The 7,991-nt window shown below is 75.8% G+C and carries 6 protein-coding genes; 4 read left to right on the top strand and 2 right to left on the bottom strand.

The window, feature by feature from the left end:
- Positions 1-14: 14 nt before the first annotated feature.
- Positions 15-1,001, bottom strand: coding sequence for a hypothetical protein (locus ACZ7IF_RS37175; protein WP_470981213.1), 987 nt, complete (start codon positions 999-1,001; stop codon positions 15-17).
- A gap of 484 nt (positions 1,002-1,485) precedes the next feature.
- Between ACZ7IF_RS37175 and ACZ7IF_RS37180 the strand changes: the two genes are divergently transcribed.
- From ACZ7IF_RS37180 to ACZ7IF_RS37190, 3 genes are read left to right on the top strand one after another with little or no spacing between them, the layout of a single operon-like run.
- Positions 1,486-2,922 carry an FGGY family carbohydrate kinase gene (locus ACZ7IF_RS37180; protein ID WP_470981215.1) on the top strand — a complete coding sequence of 479 codons (1,437 nt, stop codon included), beginning with the start codon at positions 1,486-1,488 and terminating at the stop codon, positions 2,920-2,922.
- Complete coding sequence (locus tag ACZ7IF_RS37185; protein WP_470981217.1) at positions 2,919-4,322, top strand: FAD-dependent oxidoreductase; 1,404 nt, start codon at positions 2,919-2,921, stop codon at positions 4,320-4,322. The genes ACZ7IF_RS37180 and ACZ7IF_RS37185 overlap by 4 nt, the downstream gene beginning before the upstream one ends.
- Positions 4,319-5,536, top strand: a complete 1,218-nt coding sequence (locus ACZ7IF_RS37190) for an NAD(P)/FAD-dependent oxidoreductase (RefSeq protein ID WP_470981219.1) — start codon at positions 4,319-4,321, stop codon at positions 5,534-5,536. The genes ACZ7IF_RS37185 and ACZ7IF_RS37190 overlap by 4 nt, the downstream gene beginning before the upstream one ends.
- A 16-nt stretch (positions 5,537-5,552) precedes the next feature.
- Here ACZ7IF_RS37190 and ACZ7IF_RS37195 read toward each other — a convergent pair whose 3' ends face one another.
- The gene (locus ACZ7IF_RS37195; RefSeq protein ID WP_470981221.1) at positions 5,553-6,587 is read right to left on the bottom strand and encodes a LysR family transcriptional regulator; all 1,035 of its coding nucleotides are present in this window, start codon (positions 6,585-6,587) and stop codon (positions 5,553-5,555) included.
- A 99-nt stretch (positions 6,588-6,686) separates the two neighbouring features.
- Here ACZ7IF_RS37195 and ACZ7IF_RS37200 point away from each other — a divergent pair, with 99 nt between their 5' ends.
- Positions 6,687-7,883 (top strand): M6 family metalloprotease domain-containing protein, encoded by a 1,197-nt coding sequence (locus tag ACZ7IF_RS37200; protein ID WP_470981222.1) that lies wholly within the window; start codon positions 6,687-6,689, stop codon positions 7,881-7,883.
- Positions 7,884-7,991 lie beyond the last annotated feature (108 nt).

Consider the following 7,991-nt stretch of genomic DNA (forward strand, 5'->3'; position numbering starts at 1 on the left):
GAGCGGGGAGGGGGTCAGTCCCGGTCGGCCAGGCTGCGGGACCTGGCGTGCAGGAACACCTCCTCGGCGAGTGCCGGGTCGGCGGGGTCGCGGGTCCGCTGGGCCCAGGGCAGGGTGGTCCAGTACCCGCCCATCGCGTCGAAGACCCGGGCCGCCCCCTCGAACCGGTGCGCTCCCCACAGGGCGTGGGCGAGGTGGTTGAGGTCGAGCGGGGAGGCGTGCGCCGGGTCGGCGTACGGGAACCAGGCGTCCAGGGCGTGGACGGCGTCGCGGATGGCGTCCTCGGCGACCCAGTGCAGGTCGAGGGCCCGTTCCTGGCCGCCTTCGCGGCGGTAGCGCTCGACGTGGACGTAGAGCGGCAGGAGGTGGACGGCGGACCCGGGCGGAGCCGTGCCGACGGCCCAGCGGGCGAAGTTGACGGCCTCGGAGCGCGGTCGCGGCCCGGCCGGGCCCGCGTACACGAACTGGAGCATCCGGTGGTAGGCCTCACGGTTGTGCGGGTCCCGCTCGTCGGCCTGCGCGAGGATGCCCCACGGTCCGGGAGGCAGCATCGGGCCGGGCGGCGGCAGCCGGTGCTCGTCCATCCGGCGGTCCTCGTCGAGGAGGGCCAGGGCGAGCAGGCAGACCCAGGGCACGGGGTCGGCGGGGCTCAGGCCGGCGGTGTTCCGGCAGGACTGCCAGGCCTCCTGCCACAGCTCGTGCGTACGGGGATGCCCCGCGCGGTGGGCGCGTACGGCGCGCTCGACGGCGACCCGGGTGTGCATCACGGTCGCCGCCACGCTGGTGGGCTCCTCGGTCCGCCAGGCCTGGACCACGTCGGAGCCGGCCGCGACGGCGGCGAGGACCTGGGTGCGCTGGGTCCACAGCCCCCAGCCGTCCGTGCGTTCCAGCAGCCGCGCCATCGACAGCCAGCGGCCGGTGCGCAGGTCCTGTACGGCGGCGCGCAGGTCGTTGTCGAGGCCGGCGGGGTGGTAGACGGGCCGGAAATCGCCGCCGGCCATCACCTCGTCCCGGGCGACGTGCGGCGGCCGGAACCGGCTCGTACTGCGGTCATCGTGGTCATCGGTCCTCGGATCGCATGGAGGGACGGGTCGGTCCGTCTGGCGTCCGATCGCCGCACCGCGGGGTCGGGCCAGCACCAGGGATGCGTGAACCATGCGCGAACTGTTCGGCGGACCCCCGCAGTTGAGCCACGGGCGGCGCCGTTACCGCCCGTTGATCGGCGATCACTATAGAGCGGGTGCGGCGGATCTCACCCGGAAACTTTTTCGATCGCAAGTTTCAAGCCACCCAAGGGATGTGATTGTCCGTCAGTCGAGACGGCGGCGGGCGCGGAAGGATCTTGACGGGCGTCCTCCGCTGGTGGAGGCTTCCGACCGACGGGCGGCGTCGGACGAACGGCGTCGGACGGACGGCGGCCGACGGACGGCGACGGACGCCGGACGGCCGGCGGACCCGCCGGCACGCGGACGGAACGGAGTGGTGATGACGGGCCCGGTGCTCGCTGTGGACCAAGGCACCTCGGGAACCAAGGCCCTCGTCCTGTGTCCGGACCGCGGGATCATCGGCTCGGCCTCCGCTCCCGTACGCCCCCGCCACCTGCCGGACGGCCGGGTGGAGGTGGACCCGGCCGAGCTGCTGGACTCCGTCCTCGACGCCGGACGGGCCGCGCTGGCCGCGGCCGGTGAGCCGGTGGCGGCCGTGGGCCTGGCCAACCAGGGCGAGACCGTACTCGCCTGGGACCCGGCGAACGGCGAGCCGCTGACCGACGCGATCGTCTGGCAGGACCGGCGCGCCGCCGACCTGTGCGCCGAACTGGCCCCGCACGCAGATCTGTTGCGGGAGCGCACCGGGCTGCCGCTCGATCCGTACTTCGCCGCGCCCAAGATGGCCTGGATACGCCGCCACCTGACGCGGCGGGGCGTGGTGACGACCAGCGACGCGTGGCTGGTGCACCGCCTCACCGGCGAGTTCGTCACCGACGCCGCGACCGCCGGCCGCACCCAGCTGCTCGACCTCGACACCGTCGGCTGGTCCCAGGAGGCCCTCGGAGCCTTCGGCCTCGCCGGCGAGCCGCTGCCGCGGATCGTCGACGCGGACGCCCGCGTCGGCACCACCACCGCCTTCGGCCCCGAACTGCCGCTGACCGGGCTGCTCGTCGACCAGCAGGCCGCCCTGCTCGCCCAGAGCGTCACCGCCCCCGGCACCGCCAAGTGCACCTACGGCACCGGCGCGTTCCTGCTCGCCCAGACCGGCCCGCACCCGCGCCGCAGCTCCACCGGACTCGTCGGCTGCGTGGCCTGGCGCATCGGCGGCCGGACCAGCTACTGCCTCGACGGCCAGGTGTACACGGCCGCCTCCGCCGTGCGCTGGCTCACCGATCTCGGCGTGATCTCCGGCGCCGAGGACCTCGACACCGTCGGCGCCGGCGTCCCGGACTCCGGCGGCGTCACCTTCGTCCCCGCGCTCGCCGGGCTCGCCGCCCCCTGGTGGCGGGGCGACCTGCGGGGCTCGGTCACCGGTCTCGGCCTCGGCACCACCGCCGGGCACCTGGTGCACGCCCTGTGCGACGGCATCGCCGCCCAGGTCGCAGAGCTCGCGGACGCGGCCGCCGCCGACCTGGGCGCCCCGCTCACCGCCCTCCGCGTCGACGGCGGGCTCACCCGTTCCGCCCTGCTCATGCAGGCCCAGGCCGATCTGCTCCAGATCCCTGTCGAGGTGTCGGCGCTGCCGGACGCCACCGCCCTCGGCGTCGGCGCGGTCGCCCGGCTCGGCCTCGACCCCTCCCTCACGGTCCGCGAGGCCGTCCCGGAGTGGAAGCCGTCCGCCGTCTACGAGCCCAGGGCCGGAGCCGGTGCCGCCGCCGAACGCCGCGCCCGCTTCCGCACGGCGGTCGCCGCCCTGCTCGACGGCCCCGCGTGAGCGTCACCACCCGCGGCGCCCTGCCCGGCGGGGAGTACGACGTCACGGTCATCGGCGCCGGGGTGGTCGGCTCGGCCATCGCCCGCGAACTGGCCCGGCTCCCGTTGCGGATCGCCCTGCTCGACGCCTCCGACGACGTCGGGGACGGCACCTCCAAGGCCAACACCGCCATCCTGCACACCGGCTTCGACGCCGTGCCCGGCTCCCTGGAGTCCCGGCTGGTCCGCGACGGCAGCCGGCGGCTCGCCGCGTACGCCGCCGAGAGCGGCATCCCGGTGGAGCCGCTCGGGGCGCTCCTCGTGGCCTGGGACGAGGAACAGCGCGCCGCGCTGCCGGGCCTCGCCGGCAAGGCCGTGCGCAACGGCTGCCACGAGGCCCGGATCGTGCCGCCCGAGGAGGTCCGGGCCCGCGAGCCGCACCTCGGCCCCGGGGTGCTCGGGGCCCTCGAAGTGCCCGGAGAGTCCGTCATCTGCCCCTGGACGACCACGCTCGCGTACGCCACGCAGGCCGTCCGCGCGGGCGTCGACCTCCACCTCAACTGCCCGGTCCGGTCCGTCGCTTCCGGCGACCCGCACCTGCTGGCCACCGGCCGCGGGCCGCTGCGCACCCGCCACCTGGTGAACGCGGCCGGCCTGTACGCCGACGAGATCGACCGGCTGCTCGGCCACGCCGACTTCACGGTGACGCCCCGGCGCGGCCAGCTGATCGTCTTCGACGAGCTCGCGCGGGGCCTCGTACGCCACATCCTGCTGCCGGTGCCGGGCGCGCTCGGCAAGGGGGTCCTGGTGACGCCGACGGTGCACGGCAAGGTGATGCTGGGCCCGACCGCCGAGGACCTGGACGACAAGGCGGCCACCGGGTCGACCGCCGAAGGCCTCGCCCTGCTCCGGGAGAAGGGCCGGCGGATCCTGCCCGCGCTGCTGGACGAGGAGGTCACCGCCGTGTACGCCGGGCTGCGGGCCGCCACCGGAACCGAGGACTACGCGATCCGCGCCCACCCCGCGCAGCGGTACGTCACCGTGGGCGGCATCCGCTCGACGGGCCTGACCGCCTCCATGGCGATCGCCGCCCACGTCGTCGATCTGCTCGCCGACGGCGGTCTGCCGGCGTCCGGCCCCAAGGACCTCGAACCGGTCCGGATGCCGAACCTGGGCGAGGCGTTCCCCCGCCCGTACCGAGACGCGGAGCTGATCGCGGCGGACCCCGAGTACGGCCGGATCGTCTGCCACTGCGAACGCGTGACCCGCGGGGAGATCCGCGACGCGCTCGGCGCGACGGTCCCGCCGGGCTCGCTCGACGGCCTGCGGCGGCGCACCCGCGCCCGGGCCGGCCGCTGCCAGGGCTTCCACTGCGGGGCCGCGGTCCGCGCCCTGTTCGAGTCGAAGGAGCCCCGACGGTGAACCGTACGGACCGCACGGACCGCACCGTCGACGTGCTGGTCGTCGGAGCGGGCCCCGCCGGACTCGCCCTCGCCGCACGCGTCGCGCGCGCGGGCGCGGGCCGGGTCGAGGTCCTGGAACGCGACGAGCAGCCGGGCGGCGTACCCCGCCACTGCCACCACGGCGGCTTCGGCAGCCCGCCGCTGCCCTGGCTGCACGGCCCGGACTACGCACGCCGTGCGGTCGCGGCGGCACTGGACGCGGGGGCCGCGGTGCGCACCGGCGTCACCGCCACCGGCTGGGCGGGACCGCTGACCCTGGAGACCACGAGCCCCGCCGGGCTGGAACGGATCACCGCCCGGGCCGTCGTCCTCGCCACCGGAGCCCGGGAACGCCCCCGCAGCGCCCGCCTGGTACCGGGAACCCGCCCGGCGGGCGTCCTCACCACCGGCGAACTCCAGCAGTCGGTCCACCTGTACGCCCACCCGGCCGGCCGCCGGGCCGTGCTGGTCGGAGCCGAACCGGTGGCCCGCCACGCGGCGCGCACACTGCGCCGCGCGGGCACGCAGGTGGCGGCGGTGCTCACGGAACACCCGCGCGGCACCTCCCTCCCCGGAGTCCCCCTCCTCACCCGGACCACGGTGACCGCCCTCCGCGGCCGGGGCCGGCTCACGGGCGTGGCCGTACGCCACCAGGACGGCCGGTCGGGGGTCATCGCCTGCGACACCGTGGTCTTCACCGGCGACTGGATCCCCGACCACGAGCTGGCCCGCCGCGGCGGCATCACCCTGGACCCGGGCACCCGGGGCCCGTCCGTGGACGCCGCCTTCCGCACCCTCGTACCGGGGGTCTTCGCCGTCGGCAACGCCCTCCACGGCGCCGAACCCGCGGCCACCGCCGCCGCCGAGGGCGCCGCCGCCGCCCCCGCCGTCCTCTCCCGCCTCTCCGGCACCCCCTGGCCCACCCCCGGCCCACCCCTGCTGGTCGGCCACCCGCTCGCCTGGATAACCCCGAACCACCTCCCCACCCCCACCACCCGCCCCCTCCTCCTGCGCTCCACCACCCCCCTCACCGCCCCCCTGCTGGAGGCCCGCCAGGACACCCGCCTCCTGTGGCGCCGCCGCCTGCCGACCCGCGTCACGCCGTCCCGCTCCCTGCGCCTGCCGCCGGGGTGGACGGCCCGGGCCGACCGGGCGGGCGGCCCGGTGGTGCTGTCCGTCGCCGAACGGCCGTGACGGCCCGCGGTCGTGATCAGGTGCCAGGGGGGACCAAGGCCACGAGGCCGTCACGCATGGCCGCCCCTGCGGTGCTCGGGCTTCCGGCATGCGGGAGCCGGGCCATGCCCGGGTGCCGTCGGCGCCAGTCCGCGTAGACCGGGCTGGCGGCACACGTGTCCAGGTAACCGGCTGCCACCGCGCGCAGGATGTCGTCGCCGTGGGAGGCCAGCGGGCCGTCACGGTGCCAGGCCAGGACGTGGCGGTACCAGAGCGGGTTTCCCGCGAGGGGGCGCACGGCGACGCCGGGGGCCGGCGCGAAGGTGGCTTGGCAGAGGCTGACGGCCAGGCCAGCGCGGACCAGTTCGATCAGCTGGCGTCCCTCCGCCTCGTGCGGGGCGGAGGGACGGCGGCCGGTCAGGGCGCACACGGAGGACCAGTACTCGCGGGTGCGGTCGCCGTCGGGCCGGGGCACCGCCCAGTCGTGATCGGCGAGTTCGGTCAGGGACACGGCCTCCTGACCGGCCAGCGGGTGGGTCGCGGGCAGCAGGGCGAAGACGGGTTCGGTGACCAGGGGGGTGAGGGCCACCCCGTCGCGCGGCGGCAGGCCCTGCTCGGGGTGGTCGCCGAGGACCGCCGCCTCCAGGCGGCCGGCGGCGAGGTCGTCCAGGAGCGTGACGGGGGAGTAGTGGCACCGGGACGTCACCTCGGACTCGGGCAGCAGCCTCCCTATGGCCAGGACGAGGTGGCCGATGAGGGGAGCGCCGACCGATCCGACGCGGACCCGGTCCGGGGAGGCGAGGTGGCGGGCCGCCCGGGCGGTGTCGGCGAGGAGGGCGTCGATGCCCGGCAGGACGGCGTGGGCCCGGGCCAGCACCAGCTCCCCGAAGGCCGTGGGGGTGGCTCCGGCCCGCTGCCGGTCGAAGAGGACACCGCCGAGCATCGACTCGATGCGGCGCAACTGCGTGCTGAGGCCCGGCTGGGTCATGGACAGCGCGGCGGCCGCACGGGTGAGGCTGCCGGCCTCGGCGATCGCGCACACCACCCGCAGGTGCCGTACCTCCAGTTCCATGCCGCGCATGTTATGGAGCGACGACAGCTTTCGGACAGGAGCCGCCTCCGGTCAGTCTTATGTGAAATGTCACACACGATAAGCGGAGGTTGTTCATCCATGAGACCCGTCCACCGCCTCGCGGCCTCGCGCGGGCTGCCGGCCGCCCTGGCCGCCGTACTGCTGTTCCTCCTGCTGGTGGCGCCGCCCGCCGGCGCGACCAGCGCCGCCGACGCCCCGTCGGCCTGCGCCCTGCGCGGCGCCACCGGCTGGACGGACGAGGGGCACGACACGGACCACTCGGTGTTCAAGCGTCCCGCCGGCACGGTCAAGGTCGCCATGGTCTTCGTCGACTTCCCGGACGCGCCGGCCACCGAGGCCCCGCGTGAGGACTCGGCGCAGCTCACGCCCGGGGCGGACTGGCTGTGGTACGCCTCGTACGGCAAGGCCTGGCTCGCGATCGACCAGCACCAGCGGTGGGTCCGCATGCCCCGCGCCTCCACCGACTACGGCTTCGCGCGCGGCCTGACCCACGAGACGCACGAGGCGTACGTCGAGGACGCGGTGGCGGCCGCCGATCCGTACGTGGACTTCTCCGGCTACGACATGGTGTACGTCGTGCCGACGCGCAACGCGGCGGCGATCTCCTTCACACCCACGTACGTGTACGAGCCGGGCACGGCGGGTGTGGTGGCCGACGGCCGCCGCGTCAAGTGGGCGGTGACCTTCGGCCAGGACATGTGGCACTGGGGCGCCAAGCTGGTCGCCCACGAGACCGCGCACACCTTCGGGCTGCCCGACCTGTACGCCTTCGAAGCGGGCGGCGACGCCCACCGCTTCGTCGGCGGCTGGGACGTGATGGGCCTGATCGGCGGCCGGGGGTCGCAGTTCTTCGCCTGGCACTCCTGGAAGCTCGGCTGGACCGGGGACGGCCAGGTCGTGTGCCGGGCCGCGAAGGGCAGCGACACCGTGTACCTCACGGCGGTCGAGTACGGCAGCGGCACCAAGATGGCGGTGATCCGCACCGGACCCACGACCGCGTACGTCGTCGAGTCCAGGCGCGGGATCCAGGCGGACGCGGGCTCCTGCTCGACCGGCGCCCTGGTCTACCGGGTCGACGCCTCCGTGCGGACCGGCGAGGGACCGGTCAGGGTGATGGACGCCAAGCCGGCCGCCGCTCCCGCCGGCGGCTGCCGCCCGCTGGACGACGCCCCGTTCCGGGCCGGCGAGTCGTTCACCGACGCGGCGGCCGGAGTACGGATCGACGTGCTCGCCGCCGACGGCCACGGCGATACCGTACGCATCACGAAGTCGTAGGAGCGGCACGGACGCGGGGGGGGGGGGGGGGGGGGGGGGGGGGGGGGGGGGGGGGGGGGGGGGGGGGGGGGGGGGGGGACGAGGAGTGGTATCGATTGGGCGGTCACG

It is taken from the genome of Streptomyces sp. NPDC037421 (assembly GCF_055602105.1).

Coding starts and splice junctions, on each gene's coding strand:
- ACZ7IF_RS37175 (WP_470981213.1), bottom strand. CDS start 1,001: ATGGCCGGCGGCGATTTCCGGCCCGTCTACCACCCCGCCGGCCTCGAC.
- ACZ7IF_RS37180 (WP_470981215.1), top strand. CDS start 1,486: ATGACGGGCCCGGTGCTCGCTGTGGACCAAGGCACCTCGGGAACCAAG.
- ACZ7IF_RS37195 (WP_470981221.1), bottom strand. CDS start 6,587: ATGGAACTGGAGGTACGGCACCTGCGGGTGGTGTGCGCGATCGCCGAG.
- ACZ7IF_RS37200 (WP_470981222.1), top strand. CDS start 6,687: ATGAGACCCGTCCACCGCCTCGCGGCCTCGCGCGGGCTGCCGGCCGCC.